Origin of the sequence: Dyadobacter luteus (assembly GCF_003383615.1) — a bacterium.
Taxonomy (GTDB): domain Bacteria; phylum Bacteroidota; class Bacteroidia; order Cytophagales; family Spirosomataceae; genus Dyadobacter; species Dyadobacter luteus.
On sequence record NZ_QNUL01000012.1, the window covers coordinates 11,723 to 27,348 of the forward strand.

Sequence of the window (15,626 nt, forward strand, 5' to 3'; positions counted from 1 at the left end):
CTTGTTTTCAGAGCCTATCCAGTTCACCTGCTCGTCGGAATTCACTTTGTCTTACACCTGCTTGCAGCCAACTCCACGCATACTTGCCATCAATTGCCCCCGATCTTATTTAAGTGTTTTGCTGGTTTCCCCTTACCAAAAGGGTTTTGTGTTGCAAGTACTTGGCAGTTAGTTGGTAGCCTACTTTTGACTCAATACTATTACCAGAATCGTAAAAGTAACTTTTGTAGAATGATGATTAGTTGTTTTCGCTGAAAAGATTTTGCTTGCCTGCAAGGAAATACGGTGGTTTCTGTACCAGGAGACTTACCAGTCTTGGTTCGCTTTTTTGTAAGTGGCTGTATGTTGAAGCATCTTTTTGGATCTGAGCTGAAAGCTTAGATGATATTATAAGGACTAGCAAAATCTATGAAAAAGGAAAACCCGGTAACATTTCTTTACGTTACCGGGTTTTCTTTAAGAAGTATTTTTCACATTAAGCACTCATCTACAAAGGATAGAAACCCTTCGCTAGTCAGTATCAAATGATCTAAAACTTCTATATCCAGAACTTTGCCGGCATCTTTTACGCGCTGAGTAAAATTTCTGTCTGCATGGCTTGCTTTGAGCTGGCCTGAGGGATGATTGTGGGCCAGGATCAGGCACGCTGCATTTGCTTTCAAAGCAGCAATAAAGATCATTCTTATGTCCACTGCAACACCTGTCAAGCCACCCTTGGAAACTTCATAGATACCTAGCACACAGTTGGCGCGGCTTAGAAGTATGATTTTGAAGCTTTCGCGAAGTTCCATTTCATCTTCATTCCAGCTGTCTTTCAATATCCTGTACGCATCTTTTGATGTAGTGATTTTAGGACGGTCTGATGCTTTGATTTGGCTTTTGTATACCAGTTCTACTTCAGCTACCATAAGCATAGATGATTTGTTTTGCGTACTTTCCATAATTTCATGATTTAAAGTGATCAGATTCATTATGGTGCAGCAGTTGCCAAGGGATGCTAAGGAAGACAAAGCAACGGAATAAATGAAGGGCATTTGCGGGCGGCAATGTGTTTATGCCGGAATTTTGACTTTCTTCCAGCAAATCCCGGTGGCTAACTTAGCAGCAGAATTGATGTGTGATTCTCTAACAATATTTGGATTTAGTGTCATTCAGAATTTGCCAAATACACATCTCGGTTCAGGAGCATTTCTTGATTGCTGAAGTTGGAGTGTGGCCAAATGCCGCATTTCGGCTTTGAGTAGTTCGGTTTGTGGTGATGTGTTTCCTTTGACTACACATTTGCTTTTCTGTTGACGAGCTAAATTTGTTTTCCTGTCGCTCTTGGAATGACGATAAGGGGTAGTCTACAGCGCTCTGCAATCTGCTACCGAATTGAAAATCTTTGAAATTCATAATGTAAGCTTTGTTATTGATATCATCCGACATGCTGCATGTGTTCAACTTTGTTGCATCAAACAACAAAAAGAAATCGCATTATGAAAACGCAAAAGACATGGTTTATTACCGGGGCGTCCCGGGGGTTTGGTCTGGAAATCACCAAGGCGGTATTGGCATCCGGTGATAGGGTAGTGGCTACTGTTCGCAGCAGACAGGAAGAACTGCTGACAAGTTTCGACAGAAATGCGGAGCTGCTCGTGGTAACAATGGATGTGACGAATGAACTACAGGTTAGTGAGGCGGTGAAGCAGGCAATTAGCAAGTTTGGAAAGATAGATGTTGTGGTTAACAATGCCGGATACGGGTTGCTCTCAGGTGTGGAGGAGGCCACTAACGAGGAAGTAAAGCAGAACTATGAGGTCAACGTCTTTGGAACACTGAATGTAATCCGTGCAGTACTGCCTTTTATGAGGAAGCAGAGGTCTGGTCACATCATAAACATTTCCTCTATCGGAGGGCTTGGGGCATATGTAGGCTGGGGCCTTTATGGCTCGACCAAATTTGCCATTGAAGGAATTACTGAAGCACTTGCCCTGGAAGTAGCGCCGTTGGGTATTTACGCAACGGTAGTCGCTCCCGGATTTTTCCGCACCAATTTCCTTGATGAATCATCACTTTTCAGCAGTAAGCGGGTTATCGATGATTATGCCGAAACTGTTGGGGCCATGCGCGATTTCGCTGCCAAGGTAAGCTACAAACAGCCGGGTGATCCTCTTAAACTGGCCCAGGCATTTGTGACACTGGCGAATGCGGCAAAACCGCCGGTTCATTTGCCGTTAGGTAACGACACGCTTGAACGCTACCGCTCCAAAACAGCTGCCTTCGAAAGAGATATAGCCGAATGGATTGATGTCATTACAGGAACCGACCATGACGATGTAAGAGAAGACAGTTAATTCTTCGTGTGATTAATAGGGGATAGGCGGAAAAACCAGACCTTCGCTTGTATCCAGGTTAGGGTACAAGTGAAGGTGTATGAACCCGACTTATGAATGAAACATTGATAGTAACAGAAGGCAGTAAACTACTTTAAGTCCTGATTTTGAATAGATTTGTATAAAAGAACTATTGACAACGATGATCAAAACAACCCTGGATGCGAATGTGATCGATACCCTGCGCGATTTGCCGGATATGATCCCTGTTTTTCGAGACTACTACGAAAACTGGATGATCCGGGTTTTTGACAGAGAGCAATATGAATGCAGGAATTACCTGTCGCCCAACCGCAGGGATTTTTATAAAATATTGCTGATCACTAAAGGTACGGGTGTGTTCACAATGGGGCTTAACACCTATTACATTGAAGAGCCGACGTTACTCTACATTCATCCCAACGACATCATTTCCTGGAAGAACTTATCAGAAGAATCCGGAGGCCATTATGTATTGTTCAAAAAGGATTTTATCAACAAACACGGCCAACTCAAATCGGTGATTGACAAGTTTGCACTGTTTTCAGATAAGTCCAGGAGTGTGATCCGGTTACAGGATAATGAAGTCCCGGGTGTCACTAGGTATTTCGGACAAATGCAGCAAGAGGAAGTGGCGGACAGTGACTTCAAGGAAGATGCGATGCAGGCATTTTTGCAGCTACTGATGGTTGAAAGCATGAGGGTGGCAAGATATCCTAGACCCGATCAGGTGACAGCAGACTTTACCCACGTTCATCATTTTTTTGATCTTCTGGAAAAGGAAATTTCAGGTATCAATTACAGCACACCAATCCGTATCAAGACAGCCAAAGAGTTTGCTGGAAGCATGCAAATGCATCCGAATTATCTCAATCAGCTATTGAAAAAACATACAGGGCAAAATGCAAGTACACACATTCAAAACCGCATTTTGGATGAAGCAAAGGCGCTTTTGGTACAAACAGATTGGAGTTTGAATGACATTAGTCACAGTATAGGTTTTGCAGAGCAGCCCGGTTTCAATTTGTTTTTCAAAAAACATACCGGATACACACCTGCTGAGTTCAGAAAAAGCATCTAGCTTCTAATGCTCTGTATACAAAGGTGTAGTTTACTTCCCTAAGTATTTTTTGGCAAGACCTTAAGAGGATACCAGTATGTAAATGTACGCTACACCAAGGAGAGTTTTGGCGAATTACAATATTCCGCTTGTTATAATTTATCTTAAATTTTGTCGGTTTGTATCCCGGATGAATTGGATTTGGAAATTTCTTTGGACACTATTAAATATAATTGTGTTTGTAGCAGTGAGGCATTTTTCTCTTTTGAGTATGTTTTTGTTAGGAATGGGAGCGGCTGACCACTACAAGTACGAGAGTTTTGGTTACCTGCCTGGTACAGCAATACAACTTGTGATTTTACTCATCCTGTCTATTAAATAAAGAGTGAAAAGGATCAAAGGTTGGTATCAGAATCTAATCGTTGCTGCCATTCTGATCTTCTTGTCTATTTCAGGTTTTCTAAGCCTGATTCCCTATTCAGTTATACCCTTTTATTTTCTGATGTCTTCTGCCATTTGAACAAGTTCTGCAGGGCGATCGTCCATTTGAGATTAGTTGATTATATACGTTTTACACAACCCTGCGGTGGGAAGTCCAGCTCTGCGTGCTTCCATAACGGGCAGAGGTCGCCACAATTATGTCTTTCAGATATTAGAGACTGGACGTCTTAACCCTGATTACTTGATATTTAGGCATACTATTAGTCGTTTTCTCAGCAACGATTGTGTTACTGCTCTTGTTGGCAACTCTATGTCTCAAAAATAAAATTCTATGTTAACTAAAACTTTCCTGATGCTATTTAGGCCACGCTGCGTAGAACTGAAATGTGTCCATACATGACCGCATTGTCAGTATCGTCTAATCGTGTGGTTATTCTAAATCAGGTCATTGTTATAATCAATTATCCTAACAAATATTCTTCCATGTTATCGGGAGAAATAATAAAGGTTTTCGCACCGGCGTAATTATCTGTAAACGTTTGCGGAAAGCGTCGTTTTTCTCTTGCGCTCCATTTAAACTCGAACGCTGATAGCTCGTCTCCGTGCTCTTCTATAAGATCTATTTCTTGCTGCTGGGTTGTACGCCAAAAATATGAGTTTACGTCTATATCATTATATTGCATATATTTTATGCGTTCTGAAATAATATAATTTTCCCACAAAGCACCAACATCCGTTCTTGATGTAACAGGCTTGAAATTATTGATAATTGCATTCCGTATTCCGTTATCATAAAAGTAAATTTTTTTACCTTTTTTGATTTCATTGCGAACATTCCTGTTTAACGCAGGAAGACGAAATACAACATAGGCTTTTTCGAGTAAATCAATGTATTTATCAACAGTCTTGCTGTCACTACCTATTGTTTGACCAATTTCCTGATAGCTGACCTCGCTTCCTACCTGTAGGGCAAGTGCTTTTAGCAGCTTTTCCAAAAGTAGGGGCTTCTTGATTTGCTCCAGCATCAATAGATCTTTGTACAGATAACTGCTTGCAAGAAGCTTCAATAGCTCTCTTTCTTCTCCTGTATTAGTTACAATTTCCGGATAACTTCCATAAATCATGCGGTGTTCTAGGAGCCTCTTTTCCTGTATCAGCCCGTTTTGCTGTACCATTTCGGCAAAACTCAATGGATACAGCATAAACTCATATTTCCTTCCCGTAAGTGGCTCATTTACCTTACTTGATAACTCAAAAGCGGATGATCCTGTCGCGATTACCTGTACGTCCTTAATCTGGTCTGTAAATAATTTGAGTGTAAGGCCAATATTGGGTATACGCTGAGCTTCATCGATAAACAGAATCTTTTTATTGCCAACTACCAAGCGTAACTTCGCTGCAGTCGTGCTGGTTAAAATTTCACGGACATCAGAGTCATCTCCATTGAGATACATGAATTCTTTTCCGGCGAGCACCGACTCCACTAAGGTCGATTTGCCAGATTGCCTTGGGCCAAATAGCAGAATAGCTTTTCCCTTAAACAATCTTTGTTCTATGCTAGTATGAAGTGTTCTAATAATCATATCACTGGATTTAAATCCTGAAATTACATAATATTATTGGATTTGAATCCATTTAAATAATTATAATAGAATTGTATATCGTTAAAATATCCTGTAAGAGGCTGCTAGATAACTGCCGGTCACCAACCGATTGCAGTGGGGCAGCTTAGAAAGGCAAACCGAGGATATGGATTGGAGCAATGTGTTAAGCCAGTTTTACGCTGAAATGCTGGCATAAGCTCAACAAGTCATACCTTTCTGAACCATCACGAAACTTACGTATCCCTATCCACTTCGTATCGAAAACATGGTTCAAAAAGTAGGTTCAGTCAAAATTTTGGTTTTATATTTGTGAGACTAACTTTTTGATACCAATGAACAAAGTTTTTGGATATGCTCGTGTTTCTACCGTTGATCAGAGCACAGACACACAGATTGAGGCTCTGGAAAGATATGGATGTGACAAGATATTCCAGGAAAAGATCAGTGGCCTTTCCGTGCAAAGACCTAAGCTTGACGAAATGCTTTCTTTATTAAGACAAGGGGACACGGTTGTTGTATCCAGATTTTTCAGATTGGGTAGGGGCAGGGATCATCTTATTAGCCTGGTTGGAGATTTTGCCAGAAAAGGAATTGTGTTCAAGGCGCTGGATCTGGGGATTGATTCGTCCACTCCGGCAGGCAAGATGGTAATTGGTATTTTTGCATCGTTAGCAGAGTACGATAGGGAAATGATCCTGGAGAAGACCAGAGCGGGACAACTGCTAGCAAAAGCGAAAGGAAAACATGTAGGTAGACCCAGTGGTGTAAACGAGGTTAATTTCTTAAAAGTTAAACGGGGCTTTGAAAAAGGTCTTTCCGTTTCGGAGATTGTAAGTTTGACCGGTATAAGTATATCTAGTGTGAAGCGGTACCGAAAGCAAATTTCCGGGAATGGCTTCTAATTTATTTTGCAAGTGGCACTTGCAAAATTGCCAAAAAATAAAGTCTCCCTATTGATGGTATATTGGCATGAATAGCTGAGAGATTAGGATAGGGTTAAGGTCAGTTAGCATAGTTGAGCTGGACCGTAGTCTAAGCAAACTGAGGTTTATTAAGAATAGCCCTCTCCATTTAATAAAGATTTCACGAATTCATGATCTGAAAGATCTGCATACCACCATTTTCCTGGGAATCTTTTTTCGTCTTCAAATCGACGTAAATAGGCTCTTTTGAAAATATGTAGTAGTAGAATATACCCCTTTTTTAGCTCATCATCTGGTAAATTTATCACCTTGGGTAATCCAATTACTAGCCGGTGAGTGAGCAAAAGCACACAAGGAGTCAATGTCGGTTTCAGAGCACTATCCTGAATAGCTAACTCGACATCAGTATCAATAGGCTTAGATTGCCAGATTAGATCGCGCAGGTGCCACAAAACCATTCGCCTCTCATTTTCTGTTAAATTGGAAAATGGGCTAAGTAAGTCGCCTATTGGCCGAACGGATTGAGCAAACTGGTTGAGAGCTATATCGGCTTCAAGGTATCCGGCCTACCAACTACATATTTGTTAGTTGCTGAACTTTGTTAAAGTTTTGCGGATATAGGTCGGTAATGTTTTTATGATTGATTGTGGAGATGTTCAGCAGGGTGTTTTTTAGCCAATTGTACGGATTGACATTATGTTTTTTGCAGATCGCGAAGAAAGAGTATATCATGGCAGCTCGCTGTGCAGCATCGTGTGATCCGGCAAAAAGATAATTTTTCCGACCTAGGGCCAAGCCACGTAGGGAATTTTCAATTTGATTATTGTCGATCAGCAGATTTCCATCGTATAAATACGCACTGAGCGCATCCCAGCGATTATAACTGTACTGCATCGCCTTTCCAATCTGACTTTTAGGCAATGTGCTTTTAATTTCTTCAAAGATCCATTTTCCCAGCTCATTGAGAACCGGAAGGGATTCGGTCAGCCGTAGCTCTTTGACTTTGTCAGTATCCAACATCTGTTGGCTGGCTTTTCGCTCCACCGCGTATAGTTGCTGGATCATTGATAGCGCTTTTTGCGCTTTGGTTTTGTCATTATCCAGCGCTCGCTCAAATTCTCTGCGGATATGCAAAGCTTTGCATATCCGCAGATATGTAAAGAAGAATAATATGCAAAGTTACCCTTGCAAGATGCTGCTTTTCAGCAAATTACCTTCAGTTAACTTTGCATAATGTTTCACTTACCAAACTCTTTAAGCCACCCCATCAGGTTATTGTTTTTCAGCCAGGAAGGGATATTTTCTGGCTTGACTTCGGAGTAAGCACCTTCTAAGGCTTCACGTTTTTTCCTTGAATCAGCTCTCGCGTATATTTCTGTTGTTTTTACGGAAACGTGACCAAGGATATCCCGTATATATACCAGATTTACTCCAGCTTGCAGTAAGTGCATTGCCTTGCTGTGGCGAATCACATGAGGCGTGACAGCGCCTTTTACCATGTCTTTTACTCTTTGTTGAGCAAGCAACACATATTTTGACAGGATATGGCTGATTCCAGCCCGTGTCAATTTTTCTCTTCTGCTGTTACTGAATAGCGGATGTTGGGCTGCGCGAGGTTCAAGAAGATCATTTTCCGCCATATAATCCCTAAGGAACCCCACCTGCGCGTCCATCAGAGGAACTATTCGTGATTTATTTCCTTTGCCCCGCAACCTTACCGTACACGGGCTGTCAAGACGTACCATGGCTGGCGTCAGGTCAATGATTTCCTGCACCCGGGCACCGGTATCATACATGATCGAGAGTAGTGCCAGATCCCTTCTGCCACGTTTCTGGGATAGATCAGGGCCATCCAGGATAGCCTTTATTGTATCCAGCGCCAGATATGTGACCGTTGGTGATGCCGTCTTTTTCAACGGAATGGAGAGAACCTGACCACATGCGTGTAAATACATCGGATCTTCGTATTGAAGATACTTGAAAAATGAGTGCAGGGCTGTTAACCGTGCATTCCTTGTAGAATCGCTGCACCCTCTTTCTGAGTGGAGCCAATCAAGGAAAGCCAGTATATTGTTCTTGGTTATATCCTTTATTTCAATCCTTTCGGCAGTAATCCCCTTTTCGCTTTTCATAAATGTTATCAGCAACATGAAGGTGTCCTTGTATGATAACACCGTATTGGAACTAACCCCACGCTCTGCGGGGAGATACCTGGTCAGGAAGTCGGTCAGGTATTTGGGAAAGACAGTAGTCTTCATAACATTATTTTTTTAGGGAATACATAGCTGCAAACAGCATTTAAGTCTTGTAAAAGTCCGGGATGCATTTCAGATGTAAGCCTGACATATTGCTCGGTGGCATCCAAGGACCGATGTCCCAGGCAAGCCGACAGTATAGGCAGTGCGTAGTTTAGATCTAGTCCATCGCCGGCCATTGTATCCAGTGCATGGACGCTGTAGGTATGGCGCAGATCATGCACGCGAGGGCCCATTCCCTTTCCCCAATGGGGGATCTCAGACTCACAAAGGATTCTCCTGAACCAATTGTAAACAGACTTTCTGGGGCATACTTCGCCATTGTGCGTACGGAAAAACGTATGTGCTGACGGCTTTGGGTATGCATATAAATCACGATGGATACGGTAGCCTTCGCACACATCAGCAAGCGAAGCCGAAATCGGTATACGGCGGTCACATCCGTTCTTGGCGCCTTTGATAAAAATGGTTTTATCATTTAAGTTTACATCCATATCCCTAAGCGCCAATGCCTCGCCTATACGCATACCGGTACCGTAAAGCACCCTGAAGAGTGCAGGGATGGCGCTAAGGGAGGTTTCATGGCGACTGCATTTTAACATCATCTTCTCGGATACTGCAAAAATCGCTACTATCTGCTGCCTTGAAAATATATAAGGTACATGGCTGCTTTGGACCCTTGGCAGCTTGGGGATATGGGATTTGTATCCCAGCGTACATAGGAACTCACAGAGTTGGGCAACATGTGCAATCCGGACATATCTGGTACGTGGCGATTCATTAGGACGCGGCATCGCCCATTTGTCTGCCAGCTCCTTCGTAATGCCGACCGCAGATACGCTTTCGATCAAGACGAAGCGGTCAAAGAGGGAATAGCTGTATCCCATATCAATGCATTTATAACCAAGTCCCTTTTTCAGGCTGATGTACCGCTCCATAAACGGGGCGAAGATGCTTTGGTAGCTTTTCATAGTTTTTCCTGGTTTTTCTTTACTGAAAAAAAGAAGTCGGTTACCCTATCATAGAATGTGGGAGATACAGGGGGCACCTGTAATGCACAGGGTTCCATTGCCTTGGTGTCGATTCTCAGATAGTGTCGTGTGGAATCCGTCGAGCTGTGTCCCAATGTCCCCGATATCACATGGATTGGGGTCTTTTGGTCGAGCAAATTCGCAACCAGGCTGTGCCGTAGTATGTGCGCCCCATGTTTTCTTGTGGACGTATCTATCCCTGCAAGGGTAAGGTAATCGCTGGTTATGGTGCTTACTGTAACATTGGTCAACTGGCCATATGGCGGAGTTAGACAAAGAAAGACATACGGCTGATGGGATACAGGCCTGCCATGTTTGAGGTAGTCGATGATCGCATCGCCGATTTCTGAGGTTAGGGGTAACTCCAGGTTCCGTCCGGTCTTTTTCTGGTCGAGTACAATCTGACACGACTCCCAACACAGATTAGCAAAAGTAAGACCCAGTATATCCGATGCCCTCAAGCCAAGCCGTGCACCGATCAACATGAGGGCATAATCTCTTTTCCCTTTGGGATTCCCCCGGTCGATAACGGCCAGCAAGGACTGTATTTCCTCCTTGGAATAGACAGATGGTAATTTTGCCTGCCTGATATAATTGACTTTCGGGATAATGGCCGATAAGTCGCGGGTATCCGGATAAATGCTATGCAGATGCTTTAGAAAATTCCTTATCGCTCCGAACATCCCGTATTTAGTAGTTACGCTCGTGTCTTTCTGCGATTCCACGAAGGCCACTAGATCGGCCGGTGTGATTGAACCCGCCATCCCGACTCCGTTCCCTTCTAGGAATACAAGCAAAACATGCAGATAAAGCTTGTTGGAAGCCAAAGTGCTTGGAGAAAACCCCGACTCCTGCCTGGACTTAATAAAGCTTTCCATAAGATTGCCGATATCGCCCGTAAAATGGTGGCCTGGCCTTTTACGCTTCACTTGTACGGAGCCCTTCTCTTGAAACTCGGTAAGGTACTGGATCTTTCTGACAACCGATTTTTCATTACGGCTAAGCCCGGAATACGAAAACTGTCCGTAAAGATGTGCCAGAAAATCTTGCCCTACTTCTTTGTCATAAACTTCCAAACCTGAGGCAGCCATGAATTTGACTAGCTTACTCCATAAGTGGTTGTACTTATCAACCGTACTCGGCGAAAATGCCTGGGCGCGTAGATGCCCATTCGCTGAGATTATCAGCGCGTGAATTTTTAAAATAGCCTCTGACATTGCTGAACTTTTAAATGATATGGGGCAGTATTACCCGAACCAAAACGAAGAGTCCAGTTTATTATGTAAAGAAATTTATAGTTAAATAGCCTTATATCAATAACTTACGAAGCCATACTTTGCATACTATTCTTCTTTACATATCTGCGGGCATGTGCCCAACAAGCCAGGTGAGTAACGTCCTTACCTTTTCCGTGCTTTTCGTATACGGCATACCCATCCGTCTGCAGATAGCCTTTGAAACTTTCTAACATCGTTTTTGCACCTGCCGATCCTCTTGTGGGCTGGTAGTCAAAGAGAACAACGCCATCCAGAGGGCTGTGGTACACCCAATAATAGCCTTGGTGGCAAGCGCCTTTCTTCTCACTTTCCAGTACTTTTATCGGACTCTCATCCACCTGAAGATATCCTTTTGTCTTGATTTCGAAGACCAGTTGTTCGTAGAGCGGTTCGAGCTTGATCAAGGCTTCTTTGGTCCAGCCTTCCAGGGTTGAAGATGCAATCTGGATATCTTCTCTGGCAAAACGCTGTTTTTGTCGGTAAAGCGGAAGATGATCTTGATATTTATCGGTTAAAATACTGGCAAGAAGTCCTGCAGATGGTATTCCTTTATCGATGACCCGCTCCGGGAGCTGGCCAATCTTTACACCTTCCCCGTTTTTGGCAGCGTATTTATAGCGTATATATCTTTTGATTAAAAAGCGGGCTGGCTCATAATCGAGCTCTTCGGTAACCTCCTTGCCGATGCATACCATCGCTGAAAGATCTCCAGCAGGGTAAATTTCAATTTCTTCAACAGGTAAATGCGATGGAAGTGCAGCACGGCCTTTGTGATTAGGCCTGCTACGGACGTAGCTGATCTTTTCTTTCAGGATTTCTTCTTGTGCAGCTATTTGGTCGACGGGCGTTTCAAAAGGGAGTGCAATCTGGGCAGGATCCCCTTCGAATCGTTCTCGTTTTTGACCGAATTGCATCCGCTTGTACATCGCAAGCTGCGATTTGAGATAAGCATTTTCATCTTCCAACTCTGCAATACGCACTTCACTGTAGGACTGCTTTCCCTTGTTTACAAGGGCTATTAGTTCTTCCTTTGAAAGCGATTCCAGAGACATTTCCATGCACTAAAGATACAGCTCCAGAAACATTTCAGCTAATAAAATGTGCCTTTTTTTGCGCCTAAATATGGAATCTTGTCTTCTGTATGCTCTTTTGTATCTGTATGCCCTCTACCATCAGAACCAGCTCAGCCCAACTCAAAGACACATGTCCATCCATTGCTTTGGGTAGAGAAAACGTTCCTTTTTCAAGTCGTTTATAATACAAAACAAAGCCTCCATTTTCCCAATGCAGCAATTTGATATGGGTCCGGGGCCGGTTCAGAAAAACGAATACTTCACCGCTTGTGGGATTACGGTCCAGCTCTGCACTTACAAGTCCACAAAGCCCGTCAAAGCCCTTACGCATGTCACAACGGCCCTGGTAAAGAAAATAGCTATGCGATGAACTCAGACTGAACATCAGTATAGCTTGATTAGCTGGGAAAGCACAACAAGGTCTTTGCCTTGGTAATTTATCTTCACACCATTTGGGTAGACAATCTGGCAAGAATCATTTGATGTGGATTGTTGGCCTGATATCTGAACAAAGCCACCTACCTTTTCGACAGGCAACCGCGCGGCCAACTTTTCTTTCCACGCCCAGTAACCAAATTTGGCTACCGTGATGCCATGTGGCTTGCAAAATTCACTCTGAGTTAGGCCACTTTTACGCCATTCCCTTACTAATTTGAACATCTCTTCCGACTGATCCATTTTGATTGGTTTTTAAGTCAAAAGTAAAAACCACGTTTCTCATAAGAAATATGTGGTTCATAGGATGCTTACGCTTCAAGTGTCATATTCGCAGAGAATGTAAAGTTTAACAAGGTATTAATCCTTCTTGATAAGATAACCTTACCTGGTGCGGATCCGGAACGAAATGGTAGAAGTGAGCTGTACTTGTACAAAACCAAGAACTTTCGCCAATCTGCTGCCAGGCTCTTGTTCTGTGTTTTGTTGTTTAACATAAAATTGGTTGTGAAAACAGCCTTTAGTTTTCATCTAGTCAAGAAAAAAGTTAACGCCAATTCTCAGTGGTGTTCTTGAGTTCCCGTCAGCCAATGGTGAATCTGTTGTTATTTGATGCTGGTACATGGCCTCTATAGCCCATTTGGATTTAAACAACCAGGAAAAGCCTCCTGCTATAGAACTGGTAAATTGTGTTTGCTGCATATCTCTAGCTTTGCTATCCACTCTTTGTTGCATTCCCCAAATCCACTTTGGTCCGGCAGATACATGAATGAATGGCTTTACCTTATAGGATGTAATATAGTACCGTCCGAAAATTTCAGGTGTAAGTGAGTGAAAATGTCGTTTTATTATTTGTGTTGCCATGGCGGAGGGTAATTTGTAATCAAAATGATCTGATCCATATGATATTTGGACTCCGCCAACCAGCCTTTTAGCTACCAGATAACCTAATTGTGCAGTTGTTCCAAATGAATATTGCTTTCTTATCATGCCGCCAGCATACCCTCCAGTTATACTACCTCCTGTCGTCCAGTTACCCCGCTGCATTTTATCCCCTACCGGTGTATCTTCATAATTACCTTCAACAAGGTATGGAGCAGCTGCCCATCCTCGTTTAGATTGTCCCTGAGAATCAGCTGATATAACCATACAACCAGCCATTAAAATAAGCAAACAAAATTCAGTTTTTTTCATATATAAAAGACCAAAGATGATCTGCATCAGAATAATAAAGTCTGATGCAGATTTATTTTATACTTAGAAATTTGTCGTACAGGTACGTATTACACCATTTGCCTGCGCCCTATGAGAATTATTAGAATCTGATACTTCAAATGTACAGTCTACGAATATGCATGATTCAAATGTAAATTCGACTTGCCCCTCGTTATCTTTCCAACCTGAGTCCCAGCTAACTGGAAAATCGGCGACAGGAGGAATAATTCCAGATACGTACTGTGTTATTCTTGCATTGACAGTTAGTGCTAATTTATCAATTTTTTGTCTAAACCATACTCCTGCTGTCCTCCTTTGATGCTTGGTTCTTACACCTGCACCTGAATAGAATTCCAATATACTTGTAATCCAGATTTCACCTTTTACTCTTCTGCGTGCTTGATATTCATTTGAACAGGTTTCTACTCTTGCCAATATTCTACCTGATGAAGTAATAGGGACCAAGCGACTTTCAATAGGGATTGACCCAATCCTTGACTTGTTCTCTGTAATATTTTTCAATAGATCGACATTTTTTAAATCGGTGAAACTTAACTCTTCGAACGAAAACCTATAAGCTCTATCCCCGACAATAACATATCCCCTTTCGTTAACAATAGTAGAGAGAACTGGGTCATCTATCATTCTATCAATTTCAGTTTCACCATCTTTATCCGTAATAATTTTTAGCAGACCATTATACTGGTCAATATTTTGTTCAGTAGTTTTTTCTAAATCTTCGTCGCTTAGTTCATTATACTTCGTCCGCATTGATTTGAAGTTACTGAAGTCGCGCTCCCAGATGTCCAGTTTATCTTGATTTTCTCTGAGATACATAAGTGTTGAATCAAACTCTGCCTTGCTACGAAAATGTAATGCATCTTCAAATAGTCCTATACGTGCACTATTCTGGATATCAGCATTATCAACCGGAACCAAGGGGGTTTCAGATTCAAAACCTGCCCTATTACACGCGATTAGGATTATAAGAAATCCAAATAGAAGAGAGATTGCTTTAAATAGTGTACTCATAATAGTTAGATGATTAGGGTGGACTAATAAAGAATACTATGAAATACCCTCAAATAAGGGAACGATGTAAAAGTATTTGTAATTTTTAAAGATAACTATTGCGAAAAAGCAAGAAATTGTTTAAAATGTAACTCTTTGAACACATATGTTATTTTAAGATATATATGGAGTCACTATTACAGTTAATGAGGAGTCATGTTGATTTCAATGACAGTATAATTTGTGATTTAGCTCAGAAAGTGGTGAAGCGAAAACTAAATCGAAGGAAATTTATACTGACTCCGGACTCTCAGCAAGAGTCATTATTGTTTTTAACTACAGGGATCACCCGAAATTTTTACAGAGCAGATACGAAGGAATGGACAAGCCGATTTTCTCAACCTGGGGATTTTATATTGTCTGTAGATAGTTTCATTTTCGATAAACCATCAAAGGAGTATATTGAGACTTGCACTGCTATTGAATTCTGGGAGATCTCAAAGCTAGACTATCTTGATCTTATAACAAGACATCATGAGCTTCATATTTTGACAAAGAAGCTTTCTGATCATCATTTACAACTAGGTATCAACAGGATGTATAATTGGAGGATGCTTAGCCCACTGCAGCGATATGAGTTGTTTTTAAGTGAAAATCCGAATCTGATAATGCAAGTTCAGGGACAGCATATAGCCAGTTATCTTGGAGTTACTTCGTTTGATCTTTCCAGAATAAGGCGCCGCTTTAAGGAGTTAAAAGCAAGTGTAACCTTCTTTGGTATCATTGACATTTCTGAGATGTACCTAGTTATGAGTGGATTATTTTGAACAAATATCTTGTTTAGGGCAGGTTGTGCAGAGAAGTTAAATTTGCCGTATAATAGTAGTTATTTGCCTTAAAACCGATACGTTAAGCTAGATGGTTTTGTGTACGCAAATACGGTGGTA

The 15,626-nt window shown here is 41.9% G+C and carries 14 protein-coding genes and 2 pseudogenes; 4 read left to right on the plus strand and 12 right to left on the minus strand.

The features are described 5' to 3' along the window. Positions 1 to 470 precede the first annotated feature (470 nt). Positions 471 to 941 (minus strand): JAB domain-containing protein, encoded by a 471-nt coding sequence (locus DSL64_RS15400; protein ID WP_115831938.1) that lies wholly within the window; start codon positions 939 to 941, stop codon positions 471 to 473. 537 nt (positions 942 to 1,478) lie between these two features. On the opposite strand from DSL64_RS15400, the gene DSL64_RS15405 reads away from it, so the two are divergent. Next, positions 1,479 to 2,336: an oxidoreductase gene (locus DSL64_RS15405; protein ID WP_115831813.1), complete on the plus strand. Its 858-nt coding sequence runs from the start codon at positions 1,479 to 1,481 to the stop codon at positions 2,334 to 2,336. A gap of 181 nt (positions 2,337 to 2,517) precedes the next feature. Further along, positions 2,518 to 3,435 (plus strand): AraC family transcriptional regulator, encoded by a 918-nt coding sequence (locus DSL64_RS15410; RefSeq protein WP_115831814.1) that lies wholly within the window; start codon positions 2,518 to 2,520, stop codon positions 3,433 to 3,435. A gap of 881 nt (positions 3,436 to 4,316) precedes the next feature. Here the strand turns inward: DSL64_RS15410 and DSL64_RS15420 are convergent. Continuing rightward, positions 4,317 to 5,438, minus strand: coding sequence for an ATP-binding protein (locus DSL64_RS15420; protein ID WP_115831816.1), 1,122 nt, complete (start codon positions 5,436 to 5,438; stop codon positions 4,317 to 4,319). 353 nt (positions 5,439 to 5,791) lie between these two features. Between DSL64_RS15420 and DSL64_RS15425 the strand changes: the two genes are divergently transcribed. Beyond that, positions 5,792 to 6,361, plus strand: coding sequence for a recombinase family protein (locus tag DSL64_RS15425; protein ID WP_115831817.1), 570 nt, complete (start codon positions 5,792 to 5,794; stop codon positions 6,359 to 6,361). Between the two features lie 149 nt (positions 6,362 to 6,510). Here DSL64_RS15425 and DSL64_RS29560 read toward each other — a convergent pair whose 3' ends face one another. The 10 genes and pseudogenes from DSL64_RS29560 to DSL64_RS15475 form a co-directional block, all read right to left on the minus strand. Further along, positions 6,511 to 6,927 (minus strand): DUF5958 family protein, encoded by a 417-nt coding sequence (locus DSL64_RS29560; RefSeq protein WP_374755835.1) that lies wholly within the window; start codon positions 6,925 to 6,927, stop codon positions 6,511 to 6,513. A 28-nt stretch (positions 6,928 to 6,955) separates the two neighbouring features. Beyond that, positions 6,956 to 7,513: pseudogene (locus tag DSL64_RS15435) on the minus strand (IS66 family transposase); the annotation flags it as partial. 107 nt (positions 7,514 to 7,620) lie between these two features. Beyond that, the gene (locus DSL64_RS15440; RefSeq protein WP_115831819.1) at positions 7,621 to 8,640 is read right to left on the minus strand and encodes a site-specific integrase; all 1,020 of its coding nucleotides are present in this window, start codon (positions 8,638 to 8,640) and stop codon (positions 7,621 to 7,623) included. After that, the gene (locus DSL64_RS15445; protein WP_115831820.1) at positions 8,637 to 9,608 is read right to left on the minus strand and encodes a tyrosine-type recombinase/integrase; all 972 of its coding nucleotides are present in this window, start codon (positions 9,606 to 9,608) and stop codon (positions 8,637 to 8,639) included. Before DSL64_RS15445 ends, DSL64_RS15440 begins: the two co-directional genes overlap by 4 nt. Beyond that, on the minus strand, positions 9,605 to 10,885 hold the full coding sequence (locus tag DSL64_RS15450; RefSeq protein ID WP_115831821.1) for a site-specific integrase: 1,281 nt from the start codon (positions 10,883 to 10,885) through the stop codon (positions 9,605 to 9,607). The genes DSL64_RS15445 and DSL64_RS15450 overlap by 4 nt, the downstream gene beginning before the upstream one ends. A 131-nt stretch (positions 10,886 to 11,016) precedes the next feature. Continuing rightward, a pseudogene (gene tnpC / locus DSL64_RS15455) lies at positions 11,017 to 12,003 on the minus strand (IS66 family transposase); the annotation flags it as partial. A gap of 58 nt (positions 12,004 to 12,061) precedes the next feature. Continuing rightward, on the minus strand, positions 12,062 to 12,403 hold the full coding sequence (tnpB, locus tag DSL64_RS15460) for an IS66 family insertion sequence element accessory protein TnpB (protein WP_115831822.1): 342 nt from the start codon (positions 12,401 to 12,403) through the stop codon (positions 12,062 to 12,064). Further along, positions 12,403 to 12,696, minus strand: a complete 294-nt coding sequence (gene tnpA / locus DSL64_RS15465) for an IS66 family insertion sequence element accessory protein TnpA (protein ID WP_115831823.1) — start codon at positions 12,694 to 12,696, stop codon at positions 12,403 to 12,405. The genes tnpB and tnpA overlap by 1 nt, the downstream gene beginning before the upstream one ends. Positions 12,697 to 12,984: 288 nt before the next feature. Beyond that, entirely contained in the window at positions 12,985 to 13,674 is a 690-nt protein-coding gene (locus DSL64_RS15470; protein WP_115831824.1) for an outer membrane beta-barrel protein, read from the minus strand. A 36-nt stretch (positions 13,675 to 13,710) separates the two neighbouring features. Further along, positions 13,711 to 14,700 (minus strand): hypothetical protein, encoded by a 990-nt coding sequence (locus tag DSL64_RS15475; RefSeq protein ID WP_115831825.1) that lies wholly within the window; start codon positions 14,698 to 14,700, stop codon positions 13,711 to 13,713. Positions 14,701 to 14,864: 164 nt separating this feature from the next. Here DSL64_RS15475 and DSL64_RS15480 point away from each other — a divergent pair, with 164 nt between their 5' ends. Beyond that, positions 14,865 to 15,506 (plus strand): Crp/Fnr family transcriptional regulator, encoded by a 642-nt coding sequence (locus tag DSL64_RS15480; RefSeq protein WP_115831826.1) that lies wholly within the window; start codon positions 14,865 to 14,867, stop codon positions 15,504 to 15,506. Positions 15,507 to 15,626 lie beyond the last annotated feature (120 nt).